This is a genomic window from Martinezella lusitana (assembly GCF_900094565.1).
Taxonomy (GTDB): Bacteria; Pseudomonadota; Alphaproteobacteria; order Rhizobiales; family Rhizobiaceae; genus Rhizobium; species Rhizobium lusitanum.
This window is the reverse complement of the sequence record NZ_FMAF01000030.1, coordinates 43,630-64,989: the sequence shown is the minus strand read 5'-3', so window position 1 is coordinate 64,989 and position 21,360 is coordinate 43,630. Positions and strand designations below refer to the sequence as shown.

The 21,360-nt window shown below is 55.9% G+C and carries 16 protein-coding genes and 5 pseudogenes; 9 read left to right on the top strand and 12 right to left on the bottom strand.

What is annotated here, in order from left to right; genetic code table 11:
- Positions 1-405: 405 nt before the first annotated feature.
- The 5 genes from GA0061101_RS32490 to GA0061101_RS32470 form a co-directional block, all read right to left on the bottom strand.
- The gene (locus tag GA0061101_RS32490; protein WP_004125885.1) at positions 406-1,845 is read right to left on the bottom strand and encodes an amino acid permease; all 1,440 of its coding nucleotides are present in this window, start codon (positions 1,843-1,845) and stop codon (positions 406-408) included.
- Positions 1,846-2,019: 174 nt separating this feature from the next.
- Positions 2,020-3,228: a beta-ketoacyl-[acyl-carrier-protein] synthase family protein gene (locus tag GA0061101_RS32485; protein WP_004125883.1), complete on the bottom strand. Its 1,209-nt coding sequence runs from the start codon at positions 3,226-3,228 to the stop codon at positions 2,020-2,022.
- The gene (locus tag GA0061101_RS32480; RefSeq protein ID WP_004125878.1) at positions 3,229-3,510 is read right to left on the bottom strand and encodes an acyl carrier protein; all 282 of its coding nucleotides are present in this window, start codon (positions 3,508-3,510) and stop codon (positions 3,229-3,231) included.
- A gap of 95 nt (positions 3,511-3,605) precedes the next feature.
- Entirely contained in the window at positions 3,606-5,531 is a 1,926-nt protein-coding gene (locus GA0061101_RS32475; protein WP_004125873.1) for an acyltransferase family protein, read from the bottom strand.
- A gap of 172 nt (positions 5,532-5,703) precedes the next feature.
- Positions 5,704-6,294 (bottom strand): NodA family N-acyltransferase, encoded by a 591-nt coding sequence (locus tag GA0061101_RS32470; protein ID WP_004125869.1) that lies wholly within the window; start codon positions 6,292-6,294, stop codon positions 5,704-5,706.
- A gap of 491 nt (positions 6,295-6,785) precedes the next feature.
- Between GA0061101_RS32470 and GA0061101_RS32465 the strand changes: the two are divergent.
- Positions 6,786-7,005, top strand: a pseudogene (locus tag GA0061101_RS32465) (hypothetical protein).
- Positions 7,006-7,608: 603 nt separating this feature from the next.
- On the opposite strand, the gene GA0061101_RS32455 reads toward GA0061101_RS32465, so the two are convergent.
- Positions 7,609-8,658, bottom strand: coding sequence for an AraC family transcriptional regulator (locus GA0061101_RS32455; protein WP_004112928.1), 1,050 nt, complete (start codon positions 8,656-8,658; stop codon positions 7,609-7,611).
- Between the two features lie 205 nt (positions 8,659-8,863).
- On the bottom strand, positions 8,864-9,802 hold the full coding sequence (locus tag GA0061101_RS32450; protein ID WP_004112925.1) for a LysR family transcriptional regulator: 939 nt from the start codon (positions 9,800-9,802) through the stop codon (positions 8,864-8,866).
- Positions 9,803-10,981: 1,179 nt separating this feature from the next.
- Between GA0061101_RS32450 and GA0061101_RS32435 the strand changes: the two genes are divergently transcribed.
- On the top strand, positions 10,982-11,434 hold the full coding sequence (locus tag GA0061101_RS32435; protein WP_004112919.1) for an SgcJ/EcaC family oxidoreductase: 453 nt from the start codon (positions 10,982-10,984) through the stop codon (positions 11,432-11,434).
- A gap of 914 nt (positions 11,435-12,348) precedes the next feature.
- Positions 12,349-13,365: pseudogene (locus tag GA0061101_RS32430) on the top strand (radical SAM protein); the annotation flags it as partial.
- 97 nt (positions 13,366-13,462) lie between these two features.
- Here the strand turns inward: GA0061101_RS32430 and GA0061101_RS32425 are convergent.
- Positions 13,463-13,651 (bottom strand): annotated as a pseudogene (locus GA0061101_RS32425) (transposase domain-containing protein); the annotation flags it as partial.
- A gap of 77 nt (positions 13,652-13,728) precedes the next feature.
- Between GA0061101_RS32425 and GA0061101_RS40490 the strand changes: the two are divergent.
- The 3 genes and pseudogenes from GA0061101_RS40490 to GA0061101_RS32415 form a co-directional block, all read left to right on the top strand.
- A pseudogene (locus GA0061101_RS40490) lies at positions 13,729-13,845 on the top strand (hypothetical protein); the annotation flags it as partial.
- 106 nt (positions 13,846-13,951) lie between these two features.
- Entirely contained in the window at positions 13,952-14,128 is a 177-nt protein-coding gene (locus GA0061101_RS40485) for a hypothetical protein (protein WP_240535395.1), read from the top strand.
- Entirely contained in the window at positions 14,121-16,076 is a 1,956-nt protein-coding gene (locus tag GA0061101_RS32415; RefSeq protein WP_004112912.1) for a recombinase family protein, read from the top strand. Before GA0061101_RS40485 ends, GA0061101_RS32415 begins: the two co-directional genes overlap by 8 nt.
- On the opposite strand, the pseudogene tnpC reads toward GA0061101_RS32415, so the two are convergent.
- Positions 15,967-16,799: pseudogene (tnpC, locus tag GA0061101_RS32410) on the bottom strand (IS66 family transposase). The gene GA0061101_RS32415 and the pseudogene tnpC sit on opposite strands and share 110 nt — an antisense overlap.
- Before the next feature lie 304 nt (positions 16,800-17,103).
- Between tnpC and GA0061101_RS32405 the strand changes: the two are divergent.
- The 3 genes from GA0061101_RS32405 to GA0061101_RS32395 are packed head-to-tail and all read left to right on the top strand — an operon-like array spanning position 17,104 to position 19,957.
- A complete protein-coding gene (locus GA0061101_RS32405; RefSeq protein ID WP_004112894.1) occupies positions 17,104-17,565 on the top strand; it encodes a helix-turn-helix domain-containing protein in 462 nt (153 codons plus the stop codon).
- Between the two features lie 53 nt (positions 17,566-17,618).
- The gene (locus GA0061101_RS32400) at positions 17,619-17,855 is read left to right on the top strand and encodes a hypothetical protein (protein WP_028754843.1); all 237 of its coding nucleotides are present in this window, start codon (positions 17,619-17,621) and stop codon (positions 17,853-17,855) included.
- Complete coding sequence (locus GA0061101_RS32395; RefSeq protein ID WP_240535394.1) at positions 17,852-19,957, top strand: recombinase family protein; 2,106 nt, start codon at positions 17,852-17,854, stop codon at positions 19,955-19,957. The genes GA0061101_RS32400 and GA0061101_RS32395 overlap by 4 nt, the downstream gene beginning before the upstream one ends.
- Here the strand turns inward: GA0061101_RS32395 and tnpB are convergent.
- Genes tnpB through GA0061101_RS32380 form a run of 3 tightly spaced genes read right to left on the bottom strand, consistent with a single transcriptional unit; the run spans position 19,865 to position 21,251 of the window.
- Positions 19,865-20,197: an IS66 family insertion sequence element accessory protein TnpB gene (tnpB, locus tag GA0061101_RS32390; protein ID WP_081598427.1), complete on the bottom strand. Its 333-nt coding sequence runs from the start codon at positions 20,195-20,197 to the stop codon at positions 19,865-19,867. The genes GA0061101_RS32395 and tnpB overlap by 93 nt on opposite strands.
- Complete coding sequence (gene tnpA / locus GA0061101_RS32385) at positions 20,194-20,637, bottom strand: IS66-like element accessory protein TnpA (RefSeq protein WP_015341991.1); 444 nt, start codon at positions 20,635-20,637, stop codon at positions 20,194-20,196. Before tnpA ends, tnpB begins: the two co-directional genes overlap by 4 nt.
- Positions 20,559-21,251: a porin gene (locus GA0061101_RS32380; protein WP_004112883.1), complete on the bottom strand. Its 693-nt coding sequence runs from the start codon at positions 21,249-21,251 to the stop codon at positions 20,559-20,561. The genes tnpA and GA0061101_RS32380 overlap by 79 nt, the downstream gene beginning before the upstream one ends.
- Positions 21,252-21,360 lie beyond the last annotated feature (109 nt).

The window sequence follows — 21,360 nt, the reverse complement described above, 5'->3', positions numbered from 1 at the left end:
CCGTGATCAACCGCCTCGCAAATTATAATTTAGAGAACCTTGCATGTTTCTCCTTAGATTTTGAGGTCCGTCCGCTGGCCAGCTTAAAAGGAGCGACCGTCGTGTCTGGCTTCGAAATGGCGTGCTGAACGTCGCATTGTTAGGCCGGCCCGCGGTTCGTTTTTGAGCCTTTGCAAGATAGCGAAGGAACAGCTCCGGTGCTTGATTGGCAGCCGGCCGTGTGGTGTTTCTGACAATTCGTGGTTCTTCCTACAAACTCGCCAATACGAACCAGGAACCCGGTGGCGCATCTGCCACTTTCTTGAGTTACACGAGCAGGTCTTCGGAAAAGGCGATCAGGGGACGACGCATCGGCAGCATGGCGCACTGGCGTCTCGCAGCTTCTTATCCGGCGGAAACTCTTCATCATATTTGATCAAGACCATTTACGCCCTCGCCGGGCAATCGCGAGCGCCGTGCCTTTTTGACTACTACATAGGCGATTGCGAGCAATACGAACCACAGCGGCGTAACCTTCAAGGCGATAGCCGTGTCCGGCTTCTGCGCCAAAGCCCACAAGATAAAGGTGAAGAAGCCGAAGACCATCGCGACAGCGGCACGTCCGCCGGGCATTTTGAAGGTCGATTTTTCGTGTAAGTCAGGCCGCTTGCGGCGATATTGCAGGTAAGATGCAAGGATGATCGACCAAATAAAGATGATAAGCACTGCAGAAACCGTCGTGACGATCGTGAAAGCCTCGATGACATTGTCTCCGGAATAAAGCAGGCCGATCCCCGCCAGCAGAAAGACGCACGAGAAGAACAAGGCATTTACCGGGACCTTCCTTCGGTTCAACTTGCCGAATAAGCCCGGCGCCAGCCGGAGGGTCGCAAGTCCGTAGACCATGCGCGATGTTGAATATATGCCTGAGTTGGCACTTGATGCCGCCGAGGTCAGTACGACGAAATTCACCACATGGGCGGCAATACCGAGGCCGGCAAGCGAAAACATAGCGACAAAGGGGCTCGAATTCGGATCGACTTGATTCCATGGAATGACCGTGAGGATGACGAACAGGGCACCGAGATAGAAGAGTGCCACACGGACCGGAATCGAGTTGATTGCCTTCGGCAGGTTGCGGGTCGAGTCTTTGGTCTCTGCCGCGGTCATTCCAACGAGTTCGATACCCGCAAAGGCAAACACAGCAATTTGGAAACCGGCAACGAAGCCGTGGAAGCCGTTCGGAAAGAAGCCGCCATGCAGCCATAGATGCGAGACCGATGCCCTGCTTCCATCGGGCAGTGTGAGGCCTGTGGAAAGCATGTAAGCACCGGTAACGATAAGCGACACGATGGTGACGATCTTGATGAGCGCAAACCAGAATTCGATTTCACCGAAATTGCGTACGGTCGGCAGGTTGAGGGCGAGAAGCGTGAATATAAGACCAAGCGCCGGTATCCAGAGCGCCATATCTGGGATCCAAAATGACACGTAGCTGGAGACGGCCACGACGTCGGCCACCCCGGTCACAATCCAGGAGAGCCAGTAGGTCCAGCCGGTGAAAAATTGCGCCCAGGGGCCGAGATAATCCCCGGCGAAATCCGCAAACGAACGATAGTCCGGATTGGATAGCAGGATTTCTCCAAGCGCACGCATGACGAAGAACAGCATGAAGCCGATGATCGCATAGACGAGCAAAATCGAGGGCCCGGCGAGCGAAATGGTCTTTCCTGATCCCATGAAAAGACCGGTTCCAATTGCGCCTCCGATGGCTATAAGCTGGAGGTGCCGGTTGGACAGATGACGTGCAAGATGATCATCCTCTTTTCGATGAGAATCTACGGAGTTCCGTGGTGCTACATTCATTGACTACCTCTCGTCCTTCATGATCGACGCGCCGATGATCGGCCAAACCTCACGGGCGCCAGCAGACAACATCATCCAAGTCAGAGAGCCACTGGCACAGCTCGCGCCAAGACGACTAAGATCCGACGTTCAGCACGGAATCATTAACAGGCAAGGCGAGGAAAACGCCCGGTTCTATACCCGCTTGAATGCCACGACGGCATTCGTGCCACCCATGGCGAAGGCGTTGCTCAGCGCTACGTGTACCTTCCGCTCGCGCGGCACATTGGGAGTAAAGTCGAGATCGCAAGCGGGATCCGGCTCGCGGTGATTGGCGGTCGGCGGCACGACGCCCTCGCGCAGAGCCATCACACAGGCGATCATCTCGAGCGCGCTCGACGCGCCGAGGCAATGCCCATGCACGGATTTGGTTGAAGAGACGGACATTGAGTGGGCATGATGCCGGAAGACACGTTTGATCGCTTCAGTTTCGATCTGATCGTTGGCTCTGGTACCAGTGCCATGCGCATTTACATAATCCACGTCCTCAGCATTCAGCTCAGCATCTAAAAGGCAGGCTCGCATCGCTGCCACTGGCCCTTCGACGGAAGGCGCAACGATGTCGAACGCATCGGCGGAATGACCAGCGCCGGCGATTTCAGCAAGAATTGGGGCACCGCGCCGTGCGGCATGTTGATAGCTTTCCAATACCGCGATGGCCGCACCCTCGCCTAATACCACGCCTCTTCTGTCGGCCGAGAAGGGGCGGCAGGTATCGGGTGCAAGTATACGCAGTGCTTCCCAAGACTTCAGCACGCCCCACACAAGCGGGGCATCGCTGCCGCCAGCAAGCATGACGTCGGCGCGGCCAGGTCTAATCTGATCCACCGCCGAGGCGATGGCATGGTTGGCCGAGGCACAGGCTGACGTGACGCCGAAAACCGGCCCCCTCAAGCCAAGGCTCATGCTGACGTGAGCGGCGGCAGCACTCGGCATAACCTTGGGTGCAGTAAGGATGGCAGCCCGGCGAGCGCCATCTAAAAGAAGAGCACGATAGTTTGCTTCGACCGCTTCCCAGCCGCAGACGCCGACACCTACTGTCGCACCGATGCGATAGGTATTTCCTTCGTCGATGGAGAGTTCGGCATGTCTTGCGGCTTCGCGTGCGGCAATCACGGCAAGCAAGCTGAAGCGGTCCATTGAATTGGATTGCTTCGAATTTAGGCCATGCTCCGGTAGCGTCTTGATCTCGGCGCCGATCATGCCCTTCAACTCGTGAAGTTCTGAATTGGCAATTGGGCCGATAGCTGAACGCCCTTCGCGCATTGCGTCCCAGATGGAGGCGTGGTTGGTTCCGAGCCCGCATAGGCCGCCTATTCCAGTGATAACGACGCGCCTGTCCATTCAAGCCTCCCTTGCTATCAAAGCGCGGACGGCTTCAATGAGATCGCCAACACTTTTAAGATTTGCCCAAGCTTCGGCGGTGTTAAACTCGATGCCGATGTCATAGGCTTGCTCTAGATCCCAGAGGATATCCGCCAGTGTTATCGAATCGATATCGAGCGAGCTCAGTTCGGTCTCAGTCGTTATTTCGTCGTCGCTCAAGGAGGGATCTTTGTCGGTGCCGTGCGCAGCAGCGTTTTTCTTGATCATGGCGATGACGTTATCTGCGATTTGATCTGGCATATTGTCTCCTATCGATTTTTGTTACGACGCATAGGTGGCACCAGGGCGCCTGCCTCTTCCCTCGAAATGGAAGGAGTGCATTGGCCAAACACGCTCTAACGAGCGGCCCTGATCAGCCTCTCAGCAAGATTTGTCTGGCGAGCGATGATCTCAGATCCTTCATAGGAAAGGTGACCGCTATCTCGGTAAAGGAATTTGCCGTCAATCTCGGTTTTGCATGTTGTGCCGTCGCAGAGAAAGTCGTGGTAGGAAACGACTTCTACGTCGGCCTTGAGCGCCACTTCGTTTAACAGCTCGAGGGTACGGGCGCGTCTGCGACGGTATTCACTGACATCTATTTTGCAGTCGCTGTAGCGCCCAAGCATAATGCTTCCCCTCGCCTTCCTCTCCAGGCAATCGCCAATGTCGAAGTTTCCGACTGGCGGAGGAGCAACCACAACCACGCGCTTGCCTAACGCGCGAACACCTTCGACGAGGGCCTTAATCCCCTCAATGGTTATATATTGCGAGACCTTGGCATCGGTGAAAGTCTCACCGTTCCTCTTAAGCACCATATATTCATTCGATACAGGCGTATCGAAAGGGCTTGAAATAGCCACCGTACTGATCTCCGGCCGATTTTTCAAAACGGCCAAAACACGGTCATTGAAGTCAATGCAATCCTCGCCGAAGGCACGAGAAAAGGGTGACGCTAACTCCTTTGAAACCGCAGCAACGCCGATGGCCGGGAAGCATCCGCTCATTGTGAGCTGAGCTAGTCCGCCTTCGCCGATTGTTTTGGCTAAGCCGGGAACCAGCGCCATGGCAAATGAATCGCCCCAGACCAGCAATTCTGGTCTGTTTGTGGTCTGGCAGCTCTTGGGGACGTCCTGAGGAGGCGGACCGGGTTTGAAATCACACGCTCTCGCGAGACCGTAGTTGATCCGCCGGATGGTGGCAAAATCAAACTTGTTCTCGGTTGTGGCTATGGCAACGGAGGGCGAGAAGGCGAGAAGGACCGATGCGGCCGCCAATCCTGAGACCAGCCGGAGACGAGACATGACGTACCCCCGTCGGAATGGCTCCTCCACGAACGAGTAAAGCGCCCAGCTTCCAACAAATGAGAAAGCAACGGCCGCATAGATCGCAAGCGCCGGAGGCTCCGCCAGCCAAACAGCTCTCATATAGACAAGCACGGGCCAGTGGATCAAATAGAGCGAGTAAGAGATGTCGCCAATCCTCGCCATGCCTCGCACGACAATGTTGTCCCGGGTGCGCGCAAGCAGGAAGGTCAGAGTTGCCAAGCAAATCAAAGCGGCATCCACGACTGGATGAGCGAAACCCATCGGGGCAAGGAGGAGAAGCGCGAGTGCTGGGAAACGTAACTTCACAAGCACGGCAGACACCACTGGCATCGTTGGAAGCAATGCGCCAAGTGAACCAATGGACATTTCCCAAGATCGGGTCGGCAGAAGATAAAACACAGCAGATGGGTTCTGGGCGACCAGATAAAAACATAGCGCAAGGCTAGCGACAAGGAACGCCGCTATTCCGATGAGCCACCATCTCCTCGGCGCCAAAGCCAAGAAGAGAGGCAGCAGCAGGTAGTACTGTTCTTCGACGGAGAGCGACCAAAAATGCAGGAGGGGCATCGTTTCGGCGGCGGGGCCGAAATAGTCCACTTGGTACCAAGGAACGATGTTACTGGAAAATGTGAGGGCCCCTATGACCTGATTGCGGAACTCCTGCAGCCCCACGTCCGAAAGCAAAAACGGCGAGGCGACCGTCGTAAGCGCAATGACGATGTAGGCCGCCGGCAATAGACGCTTCGCACGTCGGTAATAGAACTCCGAAAAGCTGAAGCGCGATTGCTCAAGCTGCGTCCGGACCAGCTTGGTGATCAGAAAGCCGGAAATTACGAAAAATACGTCAACGCCAAGATAGCCAGCTGTAAACGGCCCAATACGTGCATGATAGAGGACGACCAGCAAAACAGCCAAGCCACGCAACGCTTGGATATCGGTTCGAATTTCACGCGGCATTGGAGGGACCTGATGTAATTCTCTACTAATTAGATTCGCGATCGTTTGGCCGCAGGGTGGCTTTTAGGTTTCCCCAAGCAAGCCCGCGCTTGGATCAACTCTGATGTTGACCATGAACGCGCTGCTGCCTAGGTGCACTCGACGTATGCGGCGCATTGGCAACCCAGAAGCGTCATAGCTCCGGTCCATTGCGATCGATCATCGAACCAGAAGGCCAATCGGACATTGATCGTCCAATCGGTAGAACGACGACAAGTGCGTCATCGATGCGTGTGGGCGGCTTATCGAGGCGCGGCTCTTGTAAGGTGGACCGCACGCGAACGTGCGGAAAAACCGTCACAGGACCGTAACGGCCGAACCTCCGGATATGTCTTTGCAACTCCGGCCGAACCGTGCCGAATGCAAACGGAACGGCGAGATCCTGGAGTGTTGGAAGCATGGCTCGGATTGAATGGCTTATTCCGAGTCTTTCAAGATCGGTGCGTATCCCGTACAATCCCAACTCAGCCACCGGCAGGTCTATTCCGTCAACTTTAATGAAGCGGCGTAGCAGTCCCAGATGAGCGGCGATCCCGTCAACGTCATAGCCGATGAGGCGAAGTTCGGGTCTCGCTCCGGCCCAGCTTCGACTTCCCTCGAATGGTTTTGCATTAAAGGCCCCGGTTGGTCCATAGGTCGCTCGAAAGAACTTGGCGAGTTCGACATGATCGGCGAGTTCCAGCTCGTTTTCCCAGCATAGTCTCCACCGCATTTGAGAGCACATGCAAAGATCTCCTCTTCCGAGTGTTTTTTGAAGCAGCTGTGCGATGAAAGGCACCGGGTTGAGGGCGCCTAAAAGGCATTCGTCTGCCGCCGGCTGTAGCCCTCATGCCCATAGGATCGCTCGTGGCGCTGGGTTCCTTACTGTTCGGCTTTGCAACCAAATACTTGTCCATTCGCGAACCGCTTGCGATAGCCATCAATGTATTTGATAGTAATCAAACGATGTTCCTTTTTAATGGATCATAACGCTTAATTCGTAAAATCGATTATTTGGATGTGGCGCATCCATGCGATGAATGGATTGCATCCGATAAGTGCGACTAAAGTCCTTATTGAACTCAATGGGCCAACAACGGAGCGTCCGCTTGCACTGTGAGAAAGACTGCTCACACTTATTCGAATCATCATAGTGCTGGATGGCGATGGCCAGCAGTGCCGGCCATTTCGGGAATGGAGGTGTAAAGCGCTCTGCATAAATGGATAGGACGAAAAATGGAAGAAAGCATTGGGATCGACAACCGGGGTGACTTTGGTATCTGGGCTATTGAAGTTGCCAAGCAGATTGTCGGCGAACAGGGTTTTGATCTCGCCAAAGGCTGCGCGTGATGGAACTGAAGACGCAGTCCGGCAAGCAGGCAATGCTCTCGGGCAGGCTATCACCACTGCGCTCATGGACGTCTACGACGGCCTCCTTGAAGGCGCGCGAGACTAAGCCCTCGCAACATTGACGGTGTAGCAATTCGCTCCGGAATGCCCCGTCCGAGCACAGCTGCCTTCACGAATCATCTTCAGCAACGCTGATTAAGAAATTAAGAACGTCGTCGGCTTGGTTCTCTTGTCCCGGGATGAGCTTCGGTCGGCAGCACAGGACGGGCGAACAATGGGATCGAAAGCGGCATACGGCTCGCGATGCAGGCTGTGATCCACTCTGGTGTTCGCCGGCTGCGGCGTGGTTGATACCATGACACCGATTGCTGATGGGTCGGCCGAGGGAATTGCCCCCCTGCATTCTTGCCAATCATTGCGCTCGATCGACAGGCGCCCTGTCATTCCACGTGGCAAGCAATGACGGGGCGGGTGCGCTGACGCGGGTGGCAGTGGTGCGCCAGCGACAGGGCGCCCGGTCTATACCAGACAATCGGTCCGGGAGGAATCCTGTTCGCGAAAAATGAAGATGGTCATAGAGGAGGCATGCAATGATCCGAAAAGACATCGATATCGCTCAATGACACGGGAGAGCGGGGCAGTTAAGGAGACTGCCTGAGGCGCGCACGGCAAGCCGCCACACGCATCCAATCATCTGTCGCGCGAGAGATCATCTGCGCAAGATTGAATGGCCCACCACAGTTTGTGGTTGCCGGCGAGAGCGGGGCTGCATACCCCTGACGCGCTTTCTCGTGTGAGAAGGGCTTTCCCCGTAACTTGCCTTGTACATCGCCGAGAACCGTCCGAAGTGAAGAAATCCCCATTTCAAGCAAATTTCCCTCGTTGTATGCCCGTTCGCCGGATCAAGTAACTCCACCCGCGCCGCCCGCAAACGAAGCATGGCCAAATACGCGGCCGGCGTGGTCTCCCGGAAGGCACGGAACCCGAGTTGCAATGCGCGTGTCGACACCCCCGCGGCTTTCGCGACCATCGGCATTCTGATCGGCTGGCTGATATTGGCTTCCATATATTCAATCGCGCGCCGGACATGCCTGGGGGCTATCATGTAGGGCTTCCTGTCGAGCAGGTGCGAAAGCTTGTGCGGGACAAAGCGTACTATCAGGTCGGCCAAAGCTTGAGTGACGTGCGCCATTGCGATTGGGGATCGAACTGAGGGATCGCGCAACCCACGAATGACGGTCTCCGCGAGAGAGCCGATCATTTGACCGGCCGACGTCGACGTTTCCAATTCCGGCAGAAGGTCCAATGATCCACTGAATGGCGTCTCGAACGTTTGATCAAGCGTCTGCAGAATCACATTCCAGTCGAGCAAAAGCTCGTCAATGACGTTCGATCGGCCATACATCACAACGCTCTCTGGCTCAAGATTGTTGTATAGGAGCAACTTACCGGGTCGAGCGGTGGCTTCGCGCGAGGCGTAGGTCACTCCCATGCCTCCGCTACGCGGTAGCACAATCGACAAATGCTGCACAGCGTTGATGGTAGGCTGGATTTGAAACTCAAACTCGTGTTGATGAAAACCCTTGATCACGGTGGCATAGTCACAGGTCGAAAAATCCAGACTCCACTGGAAGTCATCGACAGGGCTGACCAGCGCGGCTTTATACTCACCAAAGGCAGTACCGAGTGTTTCGATCATGCCATCAAATGACGATCCACCACGCTTAAATGTCAAATGGGGGCTGCTGCTTTGAAACATCCGATACGCCTGTTCGTGGTTGCAATTGGGATACTACACTCTTGGCGAGCCTATTTGCGGTTAGTCGCCGCGGTAACGAATTCAGCTCATAGTCCCATGAAGCCCTGGAAGTCCATCCGCACCTCGTCGTCGTAATAGGCCCAAATCCGCCCAGTAATCTTGTGGGCGGCACCCACTCAAAGACGTTCAGTTTCATTTCGGTCTCCTAAATGTCACTTTCGCGACACATCGAAGGACTTGCTACGCGGCCCGCCTCCTGCAGAATTATCTCACGCATCCAGGTGCTCGCCGGATCGTTTTCATGCGAGGCTGGCCACTGGATGCCCTCGGTGAACGCCGGAAGAGGTATTGGACTTTCCACAATTCGCAAGGGCATAGATGGTGCGAGATGCTTCACCAGTCGCAGAGGCAGAATTGCGAGCCTGTCGGTGCCCAATAGCGCTGCGGGCACCATCCCGAAGCTCTGAACGGCAACTTCGACACGCCTTTTGACACCTCGTTCCGATAAATAAAAGTCCTCAAGCGACTGCTGTTGACCAACCCCAGACTTAGCTGTGACGTGGCCCATCGCCATATACTCTCTGACCGTAAGTTGACCAGATAGTTTCGTATTCGTCGTACAGCCAACGGACACGAACTTTTCGTCGAACAGCTTCGCTCTGGGATGTGCGCTTGACATAAACAATTCCGGAAGAATTAGAAAATCGGCTTTGCCCCGCCGCAGAAGCTGGTCCGGATTATCTGGGAGCGGAATTAACTCGAAACTGACAGCGGGAGCTTCCCTTGCCAGACGCTTTATGATTTTCCGGAAGAATACTGTCGTCATGAAATCACAAAGCGCGATCGTAAAGTGTCGCTCCGGTTCGTCTAATGCGAAGCTATCTGCAGAAATAATGTTGAGTTGAATGTGCTGTAGTGTCTCTCGGACCGCGGAGGCGAGGCTTTCCGCACGTGGCGTCAGGATAAGTTTCCGGTTCTGCATCGTAAACAGGTCATCGCCGAAATAGTCGCGCAGCCGGCGGACGGCGGCACTCATTGCAGGCTGACTGAGATTGATGCTGCGCGCCGCTGCCGAAACGTTGCGTTCCGTCATCAAAGCGTCAAATGCGACGAGAAGATTAAGATCAAGACCCTTGAAACGCATACCGATTTAGCCCCAGAATTATCGTGAGGGTTGAAAAGAACAGTAGTGTTCCGATGTTTGCGGGCAGATCTGACGTCGTGACCTTTCAAAGCAAGATCAATCATTATCGCAAAGACTATTGAGTGCGTAATACGGATATCTTAGGATTGAATTGACCAGTTTTGATTGTAGGCAACCTCACATTCTGGACATTATGGCCTACTGCCTGCCGTTGCATTTTTCACAGTCTCCAGGGTGTTGAGTTTGGCTTCGTCCAGTTTTTTCTGACGGCACTTTGATGGTGCCGCATGGTTTCAACGCCCAACTTCTTGCGTGTCAGATGCTGGACAGGACGGGACCGAACTGGCACATCGTTAATTTCAGTGGGCGAACTTGCCTGGAACGCGGCTTCGAACGAGCTACTGGAAGACATGTCGACACCGTGCTTCAAAAGGGATTCGGGCACGCCGTGCCTCCTGACTGCGACGTGTCTGCCCGGTCGGGTTCAGCTTGCGTTCCAGCAAAATCGCGCAGCAACACCCGGAAGCGCCGAGAGCCCGATCGCTCATCGTCGCTAAATTGTCAGTTGTTTAAAGAAAAGCTCAATTGGCTTGCTCTTCCCTCCAGGCGGTCACAATTTTGCAAAGCCAAATTGCACTCCGCGAACATGTGGGAAGAAGCCCGCGGCGGCCTCCAGAACTCGCTTGAGGAATTCGACATATCAGAGTGCCGGGCACGAAAAATATTCGGTTGCTTGAGTGGAATCACCAACCGCAAAAGTCCAATCGAAGGGCTGCGAGCGGCGACCCTCCCGGACAGGCAAAACCATGTATCCGATAAGGGGCAAAGCGTCGTGGCAAATCATCCTATCTTTTGCATTTGCCGCGACTTGTCATGAAGAAGCTCGTTGATCGAGAGCAGCCCCTAACTTCAGATTGCTGAGATGCGCCGCGGCAGGAGCTTGGCCGGCTCGGCGATTCCTAACGAGGGATGCGCTGTTTAGCGTGTAAATTGATGCCGTGGATGTGTGCTATTCAAACAATCGATTTTGCGAATTGATGGCGGTGCTGCATCAGGCGGACCATTGATTGCAGAGAACCTGGGGCGTCGACGGCACAAGAGTGACGCTGAAAGCAATCAAAAGCAGTCAGGAGAAGCCCTGCCGAGAACTATCGCGCAATCAAAAACCGGAGATGAAGCATGCGTCTTACACTTGCCGCCGCGGCGGTACTTTCCACTTTATCTTTGCAGCAAGCCGTCGCTGGCACTGTAAACTGCGCTCCGATCACCGAGCAGCAGGTAGCAGAATTGTTCGATCGCTGGAATGCGTCGCTCAGAACACTCGACTCCGAAAAAGTTGCCGCGAATTATGCGGAAAATGCGATCCTGCTGCCGACGCTGTCGAACACACCGCGCCTGACACACGAGCAGCGAGCCGCTTATTTCGAGCACTTTCTCAAAAAGCGGCCGAAAGGATCGATCGATCTGCGCGTGATCAGGATCGGATGTAACATGGCAACGGACAGCGGCATTTATACTTTTTCATTCGCCGATGGCACCAAAATTCCCGCACGTTACACCTACACCTATGAATTCATGGACGGAAAATGGATGATTACAGCCCATCACTCCTCATCGATGCCTGAGACATAGGGATGGCTCGAGCACGCGTGCTGGCGATATGCCAGCACACGCTTGCGGTGAACTCCAGCTCATCACTCCAAGCCAGAACTTTCGCCAGCAACACTTGCCTCACTGTTCTTTCTTCCCAACGAAAATCGCTGGATCGTATGACGGGCCATAACGTGAGCTTGAAACCGCCGAAAGGGTCATGGCATGAAGGTCTATGCCGGCGTCATCTTTGAAAAAGCGGCTTCCGGCGGCCTCGTCGACACGTCGTCTCCGTCGTTCTTGCAAAAGCACTGGTCGAAATTGCCGGCGAGGAAGAGGCTGCCGCGGCCCGTCACCTTTTGAGGCCGTTTCTGTCAACCGGCGCCAGGGGCCGAACAGATTCTCCGCCCTTAGCCGGCGCAGCGATCAATCAGAGTACAAATTCAAAGCGTTCGACCAGAGCCCACTCTCAGCAACGGTGCCCGCCTCCTCGGAGAGGCCGATCGCGGGACGGCTCCTCCTCCTTGACGCAGTGCATTGTGGAGCTACGCATCCATCATGCCAAGCGACAAATGGGATTCAAAACATCGAGATGATTGGGCGGCGCGCTTGTCCTATGTCGGACATTGTCGAAAGGACAACGTTGCATTTGGCTTCAAGGCGTTGGGTCATCGTCACAATCCGAATTTAAGCACAAACGTCTTTCGGCATTCGAACTAAGGACAGCTCATTTCAGCGACGTCGATGATACGCAAGTCCTGGATCGTTCACTCGACTGGAATGACCTTTGCGTTTGCGATTTAAGGGCGGCGGGAACGGGCGACCGGCATTGGAAGACGGGAAGCCATGATGCCTGGCGGCGAAAAAGCACCCCTCGAGCGCAGAATCCCATCTGATCGAAAGGAAGACGACGCGTGAAATCTGGACATGATAAGCCGGACTGGAGACGAAAGTCATTGCGCGCCTCATCATCAACTTTCATCTCGAAAAAACATAGCGAGGCGCATTTACCTTGGTATACCATCTATCCAACGATACAGGAGTTTTCCTCTGCAATCGGCGCCCATACGTATGAGGAATGGCTGCGGAGCCTGCCAACCGATGACGCTGTTTCGCTCTATCTGCACATTCCATTTTGCCGCTCGATGTGCTGGTATTGTGGTTTTCCAACGAGCATCACTCGTCTGGATAATTTGATCATCCACTATCTAGCAATGCTCCGTGAGGAGATCCGCTTGGTCGCCGAGCAAGCGCCGAAGGCACTTGGCGTGAGCGACGTGCACTTCGGGGGCGGATCCCCGACCATCATGCCGCCAGCAGACTTCCTGTCGCTAATGGAACTTTTGCGCGGCCACTTCGCGTTCGAGAAAGCGGCTAACATCGCTATCGAGGTCGACCCGCGCACCTTCACCACCGATATGGCCGAAGCCTTGGAGAAAGCCGGTGTGAACCGCGCAAGCGTTGGTGTGCAGAGCTTTGATCCCATCGTACAAAAGGCGATCAACCGGGTTCAGAGCGAGGCGCAGGTGATGACTGCCGTCCAGAACCTTCGCCTGCATGGAATAGGGCGCATCAATTTCGACCTGATGTTTGGATTGCCCTATCAAACAGTCCAGTCCTGTCGCCAGAGCGCGAAGTTAGCTATTGAGATGCGTCCCGACCGTCTCGCGGTCTTCGGTTATTCGCACGATCTATCCTATAGAAAAAATCAGCTCCTGATTGACCGGGCAGCATTGCCCGATATAGCCGGGCGCGCTGAGCAGGCCTCGGTCATGGCCGAAACGTTAGCCGCTGCCGGCTATCTGCAAATCGGGCTCGACCATTTCGCGCTGCCGGATGATGAGCTTGCATTAGCGGAGAGAACTGGTCGTCTGCGGCGCAATTTGCTTGGTTACTCGGCCGAAACACGCCCAACTGTGATCGGCTTCGGCGCGTCGGCCATCGGTCGTTGCGGCGAAGGCTACGTTCAAAACGTATGCGGCGTCCACGCCCCATCGATTTTTCAGTTGCAGTGATCTGAGGTTGATCTACGGCCCGTCAAATGAGCTCACCGAAGAGTACCTGACGAGCTCATTGTGAGGCCTTGATGCGGGCGGCGTAGGCCCAGGGCATGAGGGCATCGATGTCTTTTGCTAGGTGGCCGTTTGCGAGGCTGACGAAGAGATCGCACAGATAGGCGTAGGGTTCAACGCTGTTCATTTTACAAGTGCCGATCAGGCTGGCAAACCGGGCCCAGTTGCGGCCCCCTCCCTCGAAGCCGGGTTCATAATGCCGGGTTTCTGGCATTCGAGTCCACGGTCACTTATCCCTTCCATCCACTGGTTGACCAAACCGTATTGGTAACCGGCAGCCATGAGCACGAAGGTGTTCATTATCTGCTGATTCGACAAGCCCATGGTGGCTCATTTCAAATCCCCGCATGGATGTTTGATCCTGCGGCAAGTTCGATCGAGATTGTAGCCGAGCCGCGCCTTTCGGCAGCCAAGCTTATTGAACTGCGCGCATTCATTGATTCTCACGTACCTTTTCGCTCGGTTCAAGAAGCCGAAGGGATAAGCCATGAGAAAGCAATTTCGCATGCAATTGGATCTGTTCGTGACAGCCCGGCCGGTAGACCTGAGCGACACCCAGCGCCGGGAAGCCTTAACACTCCTTCAATTACTGTTGACGGAAGCGGCGGCAAAGCTGGCCGGCAAGCGGTTCGCCGACGGCGGAAAGGAGGCGGGCAATGAGTAAGATTACCGCCGACCATCTTAGCCTTAGCGCCTTCGTCTACGTCCGGCAGTCGACAGCCTACCAGGTTGCCAATAACCTGGAAAGCCAACGACGGCAGTACGGCTTAGTCGAGCGTGCTCGACAGTTGGGTTGGGAGACCGTCGAGATCGTCGACGATGACCTTGGACGATCCGGAGGTGGCATCGCCCGCCCAGGATTCGAGAAGCTGTTGGCGGCGATATGTGAAGGTCGGGTGGGAGCAGTCGTATCGCTTGAGGCCTCACGTCTGGCGCGCAATGGCCGTGATTGGCATACGTTGCTGGAATTTTGTGGTCTGGTCGGCACTCTGATCGTTGACGAAGAGGCTATTTACGATCCGCGCTCGCCTAACGATCGTCTCCTTCTTGGCATGAAGGGTACGATGAGCGAGATGGAGTTATCCGTGTTTCGGCAACGATCCGTCGAGGCCATGCGCCAAAAAGCGCGGCGCGGCGAACTTCATCTGACTGTTGCCGTCGGATATGTGAAGACGGATGATGCCCGTGTCGAGAAAGATCCTGATCGGCGCGTTCAGGAGAGCATTCTGCTCGTCTTTCGTAAATTCGCCGAACTGCAGACCGTCCGCCAGGTGTTGCTCTGGTTCAGGCAAGAGAATGTCTTGGTTCCGTCTGTCAATCAAGGGCGCGGCAAACCGCCGATCGAGTGGAAAGCTCCGGTTTATCATACCCTTCATCACATACTGACAAACCCCGTCTACGCTGGCTCGTACGCCTACGGCCGGCGTGGGACACGGGTGATGATCAAGGATGGGCGCAAACGGGTCATCCGTGATACGTTGCGGCGTAATTCGAAGGACTGGGAAGTTTTGATCCACGACCATCATGAAGGCTATATTAGCTGGGCCGAGTTTGAAAGGAATCAGCATCTGATCGCCGAGAATGCGAATGGAAAAAGCTACATAGGGCGGGGTTCGATAAGGCGTGGCGAAGCTTTGTTGCCTGGACTATTTCGTTGCGGTCGCTGCGGTCGTCGACTGCATATTCAATATTCTGGGAAAGGCGGCAACACGCAGCGATACGTTTGTCGCGGCACATTCGGCGACATGGCGGCTGCAAACTGCATCGGGTTCGGTGGCATGCGCGTCGATCGGGCCGTCGCGCAGGAAGTTCTCGAACGACTGCAACCCCTCGGGATCGAGGCGGCGTTGCAGGCAATGGAGGCGCACACGCAGCGTCATAGCGATAAGCGTCAGCAACTCGAGAACTCAATCAAGCAAGCACAATATGAGGCTGCTCGAGCGCGGCGCCAGTATGACGCTGTCGATCCCGACAATCGGTTGGTCGCGGGCGAGTTGGAAAGACGCTGGAATGAGAAACTGATCCAATTGCGTGACCTGGAGATCGAGCTTGAGACGCTCTCGACCGACCGCGACATGCCCGCGCTATCGGCAGATGACCGTGCAAGACTGATGAAGCTCGGCAGGGACCTGGGGCAGGCATGGGACAGCCCCAGCGTATCCATTGAGACGCGCAAAAAGATCATTCGGCTACTAATCACGGAAATTGTTGTCGATCTCGTGCGCGCCTTGGCAAGGCAGTTACCTGATTTGTCAATCGCAGCGATCCTGAACCGCTCCGGCAAGCGGACTGGACATGGCGCCAGCTGGACACGAAGCCACGTCTGCAGTCTTCGCAACATCCACGGCATCCCCGTCTATCGGGAAGGCGAACGGGCTGAACGCGGCGAGAGAACCCTCGACGAGACCGCCGACATTCTGAAGGTAAGTCGAGCTACGGCTTATCGGATGGTAAGCAGCGGCGTCCTTCCCGCTCGACAGCTATGTGCTGGAGCGCCTTGGATCATTCAACTTTCCGACCTTCAAGACGACACTGTTCGCCGCGAAGCAGATGCCAGGCGATCAAGACGTCCGATATCTCAGGATCCGGTTCAAAATCCCCTTTTATTTTAAGGACATCGTCAGATGAGCAGTATGTCGCGCCAACGTCGCTACCGGCAAAGAGCGCATTGCGGCGATTCATGGCTGGTCGGCGGATCGCGTTTTCCACCAGGTTGGAGTCGATATCGACGTGGCCGTCGTCCAGAAACAGCCGGAATCCGTCCTGCCGCGTCAGCATATAGGCCAGGGCTTTTCCGAGGTCGGACTTGCGTGAGACGCGCTGGCTTGCGCTGCGAGCCAGGTGAAGAATTCGTCCACCAGCGGGAGGGACAGGTCCTGTCGAACTGCCCGGCGATGTTCGGGATCTGAGCCCCGGATACTGCCTTCGATCTTGTAGAGCGCGGCGATCCGCACCAGCGCCTCGTCGACGATGGGCGATCCACTCTTTGGCGCGGCCTTGATCAGCTTTCTGCGCCCGTGCGCCCAACAGAAAGCCAGCTTCAAGGGATCACCGCCCATCCGGTCCGACGTGGCGAGGTGAGAGTAACCACCGTAGGCATCCACCTGGATTGTCCCGTTGAACCCGTCGAGGATTTCAGCGGCATATTCGCCTTTACGCCCGGGCCGATAATGGAACACCACGCCCGGCGGCGCAGAACCGTTCCAGCCGCGGTCGTCACGCAACACGGCCCAGAGATAACCGGTCTTCGTCTTGCCTCGCCCCGGATCCAACACCGGAGCCGTGGTCTCGTCGACATAGAGCCGCGTGCTTTCAAACAGCAGCCGTTTTGCCATGTAGTCGACCAATCTTGTGAGCGTTGATCCGGAAGTTGCCGCGAGCAACGGGCGGGCGCTCTTGCTGGTTTCGAACTTGATGGAATTGGCCAACATGGTGGAACACCTTTGTGACAGGTTGGCAGCGCGGTGGCGAGCGGAGTGTAAGGACAATTATGCCGCTAATGTAAACGAGATTATGCCGCAAGAGGACTCGCTGTATGGCATATTTCCCTAATTTGCTCAGAGAATGTCCTTGATACAAATCAGAAGTGCGGTATAATTAGCATTACATTAATGCTCGATCTCATACCCGGAGCCCGCAATGCCTGCGAAGTACGGCGGCAAGCGATCAAAGATGGATGCCCTCATCGACGAGGGCACCTTCAATCCAAATTCCGAGAAGGTGCGCGACCCGAAGTTCCGCGGCAGCGAGTTCTTCGATCCGCGCGACGCCGTCCAGGTCAAATACGAGATGCTGCGACGCGTCTCCGTCGACAACGTCTCGGTAACGGACGCTTCCGACGAGTATGGTGTTTCCAGACCGACCTACTACCAGGCCAAGGCAAACTTCGACACGAGTGGGATTGCTGGACTGGTGCCGGCAAAGCCGGGTCCCCGCGGGCCCCACAAGGTCGACGACAAAGTCCTGGCATTTCTGCAGGCAAGGCTGGTTCCGGGCGTACCCGTTCATGCACGCGAGCTCGCCAAGATGGTCCGCAACGAACTCGATATCGAGCTTCATCCCAGGACGATCGAGCGGGTGTTAAAAAAAACGATCCGCTAGACGTTGCCACGGGACCGGCATGTTCATTGCCGGCCATCGCGGACCAGTACGAGATGCTGCGCAGTGCAGCTCTCGGCGAAGTTCTGCCGCTCAAGGCCCGTAGCGGCCTCATGCTTTTTCTGCGCCGCGGCATGTGGGGATGGGCCCGTGCACTGCCTGCGGCGGCAAGCCCTGATCAAGACCCGTTTTACCTGTCATTGGCCACCCGACCGGCGCGCGACGACCTCAGCGCCGTCGTTCATGTCCTGGCGACCATCGCCATGAGCATCCACCAACGGAGAGCACCATGAACATGAATGTACACCTCAAAGTCCAGTCCCATCACCGTGAACGCAGCGCCTACCTCTACATCCGCCAATCTTCGATGCGGCAAGTCATCGACAATACCGAGAGCGCCATGCGGCAATATGCGCTTCGCGGGCGCGCTATCGCACTTGGTTGGCGCGAGGAGCAAATTATCGTCATCGATAACGATCAGGGTGAATCCGGCGCATCGGCGGTCTGGCGCGAGGGATTTCAGCGGCTGGTCAGCGATGTCGGCATGGGGCATGCCGGGATCGTCATGGGTCTGGAGGTCTCCCGGCTGGCGCGCAACAATGCCGACTGGCAGCGTCTACTGGAGATCTGCGCCCTTGCTGACACCCTGATCCTCGACGAGGACGGTGTCTATGACCCGGCAAGTTTCAACGACCGCCTCCTGCTCGGCCTCAAGGGAACAATGAGTGAGGCCGAACTGCATGTGATCAAGGCAAGGCTGCGCGGCGGTATTCTCAACAAGGCACGGCGCGGCGAGTTCCGTTGCCCCCTGCCAACCGGACTGGTCTATGACCATTCCGGCAATGTGGCTCTCGATCCGGACATGCAAATTAGAGAGACGATTGCTCATTTCTTTGAGACGTTCTCTCGCGTCGGATCCGCCTCCCAGACCGTCAAGGCCTTTCGTCAGGAAGGTATTCTCTTTCCCTCCCGCCTGCACGATAGCCAGACTGTTTTTCGGCCACTGACGCCTTCGACGGCGATGCGCGTGCTGCATAATCCACGTTACGCCGGAGCCTATGCCTATGGTCGCCGTCGCTATCGACGAACCATCGATGGCAAAAAGCTCGTCCGTGAACAAGGTACCGACGATTGGACGGCGTGTATTCCAGATGCCCATCCCGGCTATATCAGCTGGGAGCAGCACCAAGAGAACCTGAGGATTCTAAAGTCGAACATCTGCCATAAATGGAACGCCGGTGTCGCATCGCCTCCGCGGGAAGGACCGGCGCTGCTGCAGGGACGGGCCGTGTGTGGGCAATGCGGCAGGCATTTTCACATGCGCTACGCTGCCCGACGCGGTCGACAGGAAGCCTGGTACGTTTGTGACCGCGCCCGTAGCAATCGCGGAGAACACGTGTGCCAGGCGATCGCTGCTCCTCCCGTCGACGAAGCCATCGGCATGTTGATCGCGGATCAGATGACGCCGGCAGCCGTCGAACTGGCAATTGAAGTCCGCAAAGAAATCGAAGCGCGACATGAAGAGGCGGACCGGCTGCGCTGTCGCGCAATCGAGCGCGCCCAAACCGAGGCCGATCTCGCCCAGCGCCGTTTCATGCTCGTCGATCCCAATAACCGCCTTGTCGCCGACACGCTCGAAGGGGAATGGAACGAGAAGCTCCGCATCTTGGCTAATGCCCGCGAAGAGCGCGAGCGCGCCCAGGAGCACGATCAATTCATCCTCAATAAGGCCGTCCAAGAGCGGTTGGTCACAATGACGGCGGACTTCAAAAAGCTCTGGACCAATTCAGAGACCCCGAACCGCGAACGAAAGCGCTTGCTTGCCCACATCATTGAGGATGTCACCCTCCTCAAACTACCGAAGAGAGGCACAACCAAGGCTCATATTCGCTTCAAAGGCGGCAAAACCCAGACACTCGTCACCATCAGCCCAAAATCGCCCAGCCAGCAGGTCAAGACGAGCCCCGACGTCATCCAACTGATCGATAAACTCCTCGACGATCATATTTTTTCCGAGATCGCCGACATTCTCAACAATCAGGGATACCGTCCGGGCTCGGTGACGCGCCGTGACCAGCGCAACGCCCGCTTCACAACCAAACGCGTCACCTATCTTGTTCGCGAATACAAGCTGAGATCACGCTATGACCGGCTCCGGGATCGTGGGATGTTGACAAAGAAGGAGGCGGCTGCACACCTCAATATCCATGAGCATACCCTCGCCAGATGGGCTGAACATGGCCTCGTCACCAGCCATGCCTACAACGGACACTATTACCTGTACGAGCTTCCGAAGAGCGATTTACCGCAAAAGCAATGCAGTCGATGGAACCAACTCGTCGATCGCCTCGCCGCCCATAAGGAAAATGCCAGACACGCCAAAACCTTCAACTGAATCCGAAAGAGAGATGCAGTATGAATGCAGATCGTTGTAGGTTAGCACCATTCCGGTGCCATCCCACACCAGGATCTTCAGGCGATCGCCGCGCTTCGACCGGAAGATCACCGTCACCCCGGAATGCGGATCGAGCTTCAATTCGGTCTGCACCATCAGAGCCAGCGCCTGATGCCCACAGCGGAAGTCAACCGGCCGCGTTGCAATCAGGATCGGCAGGCGTTGGCCCGCGACGATCATGCCGTCCCTCGCATGGCTCGCACCAGAGCCGCCACACGTTCAACCGGCACATCGCCGGGAACCCGCATCACAACGTCCGGGCCGATCTCCAATGTCAAGACCGACGAAACCGTCGCCGGCAGCGGCGGCGCCAAAACACTCACAGCCTCGCTCGGCTCTGCCGCAATCGCCAAAGGCACAAATGCAGGCTCGGCATCGCCGCTCTCCGACTGGCCCGACATAGTCTCAAAAGGCAACGCCAGAATGCCCTCGCGCACTTGCCGGCGCCACAAGGAAAGCTGGTGCGCAACAACGTCATGACGGCGCGCGACATCAACAACACGAACGCCAGGCTCAAGGCTTTCCGCCACGATCCGCGCCTTCACATCGTCCGGCCAACGCCGGTTTCCGCGGCGCGGCTCGACAACTTCGTAACGCCCAACAAATCCATCATCTGCCATGCAAATCTCCAGATAGTCCTGGAAACCTTCTCGCACACCCGGCAAGCCTCAAAATATAGCCAATTCAATGGGGCGGAGACGGCGCTTACGCCGCAATCATAAAAATACGAAAGTTGATTCAATTTGAGAGGGCCATTGCCGATTACATCCGGATTGATGACATTGCCGACATAGCCGATCCAATCATTATATTGAGAGCCGGCGCGGCCGATGAGGAAACCACCAAGCGATATATTCGCCACAGGTAGATCGGCGCCGATCGTGCTACTATCGTCCGTATAATCGAACCGTAGAGTCGTCGTCGTCTTCAGGAGGCCATATTCAGTCTCCGTTGCCGCATTGACATAGATTTCGCTTCGCGTCAGCCAGGTGGTGCCGCTGGGTTCAACTGGGGCGTAAGGATTGTATGACGATGCCTGCGTGCGGACCATACCCCCGACTTGCATGCAGGTTTCAGATCCAGGGATATAGAAATAGCCCTTGCCGTAGGCATCGCAGATGCGGACAAGTTCAGCCGGTTCCGGCTCGACGGCGACGACTTGATCGATAGCGCATACGGAAGGCGCGACTGAAAGTGTTGCAATCCCGCCGAGAAGAATGGGTCTGATATTCACTGAAGCTCCGATGTTTGGGTCAAAGAGAAATTCATCGCCCGCGCTAAACGCGTGCTCAACAATCGTCCTGGAAAGCGAATTTTATGCATGAGATTTGGGATCAGGGATT